This is a genomic window from Sphingomonas populi (genome assembly GCF_004208535.1).
Classification (GTDB): Bacteria; Pseudomonadota; Alphaproteobacteria; order Sphingomonadales; family Sphingomonadaceae; genus Sphingomonas; species Sphingomonas populi.
The window spans coordinates 1-1,462 of the sequence record NZ_SGIS01000142.1 but is presented as its reverse complement, the minus strand read 5'-3'; the positions used below and the strand labels follow the sequence as shown (position 1 = coordinate 1,462).

The 1,462-nt window shown below is 62.3% G+C and carries 2 pseudogenes; both read right to left on the bottom strand.

Going from position 1 to position 1,462, the window contains the following annotated elements:
- Window positions 1-133 precede the first annotated feature (133 nt).
- Window positions 134-1,282, bottom strand: a pseudogene (locus tag EWE75_RS24560) (IS3 family transposase).
- Window positions 1,283-1,349: 67 nt separating this feature from the next.
- A pseudogene (locus EWE75_RS26400) lies at window positions 1,350-1,462 on the bottom strand (IS630 family transposase); the annotation flags it as partial.

Below are 1,462 nucleotides of genomic sequence, written 5' to 3'. Positions count from 1 at the left end.
CTCTCTCCACGGGTGTGTCGCAACTCCATGGAATGCAGAAGATGGGCAGCTGGTGCCGGGGCATGCCCCGGCACCAGCTTACCAATCACGACCCGATCGAATTTCCAGACCTCGCGTTACACAACCCATTTGCTCAGCGTGCCGCGGTTCGTTCGAACTGCGCGGGGCTGATGTAGTCGAGCGCGGAATGGCGCCTGGCGGGGTTGTAGAAGCCGTCGATATAGCGGGCAATGGCCTGCGCGGCTTGGTCACGGGTATAGAAGACGGTGCGCCAGACGAGCTCGGATTTGATCGTCTTGAAGAAGGTCTCCACCATCGCAATCGTAGCAATTTCCCTTTCCTGACATGCAGATACGGATACCGTGGCGGTGCAGCTCGGCCTGGTAGTCCACAGAGCAGTATTGGCTGCCGCGGTCCGAATGATGAATGAGCCCTTCGGGCGGACGCCGCATGACGAGGGCCTTGCGCAGCGCGGCCAGCGCCCGATCGCGGTGCAGGCGGTCGCCGACGGCCCAACCGATCACGCGGCGGGAGAACAGGTCGATGACCACCGCCAGATAGAGCCATCCCTCCCGTGTCCAGACATACGAGATGTCCACGCCCCATTTCTGGTTGGGCGTCGTCGCGGTAAAATCCTGGTCGATGATGTTCGGCGCGATCGGCCAGCTATGCTCGCTGTCGGTCGTGCGTTTGAACCGGCGCTTCTGCCGGCCCCGCAGGCCGTTCTCGCGCATCAGCCGCGCCGTGCGCCTGCGCCCGATGGCAAAGCCATCATCCTGCAATTCGCGTGTCATGCGCAGACTGCCATACGTGCCGTTGGACAGCGCGAACGTGGAGCGGACATGCGCCAGCATCACCATGTCGTCGCGCTGGCGTCGGCATGCCGGCCGGTCCTTCCAGGCGAAATAGCCGCTCTGGCTGACGCCGAGGACCTGGCACAGACGGTGTACGGGGAATTCCTTCTTCGCCTGATCGATGAGCGCGAACCTCATCGACTTCCCTCCCGGGCGAAAAAAGCGGTCGCCCGCTTCAATATGTCACGCTCCTGCCGGAGAATCTCATTCTCCCGGCGGAGCCGTTTCAACTCCGCTGCTATATCCGCCTGTGGCGCTTGGTCAGGCATCTCTATCAGACGATCACGACGGCGCCCGATCCACCGTACCAGCGTCGACAGGCCGATCCCCAGATCCTCCGCAACCTCACGCTGCGTGCGACCGCTGGTCGCAACCAACCGCACCGCCTCATCCTCAAATTCCTTCGTAAACCGTCTTTGCTTCGTCATCGAGTTCGCCTTTCACCTCAGGAAAACTCTCCACTTTTCTGAAGCAAGTCCACGACGATGCCCGCAGCTTTGCCTTCAGCGGGGAGATTGCGCCGAAGATCCATGCTGAGGAGCGGCGCTGATCCTTGGGCGCTGAGGGGCGTGTGCCGCGCCTGGCCCAACGCCGGGTGAGCTTGGTCT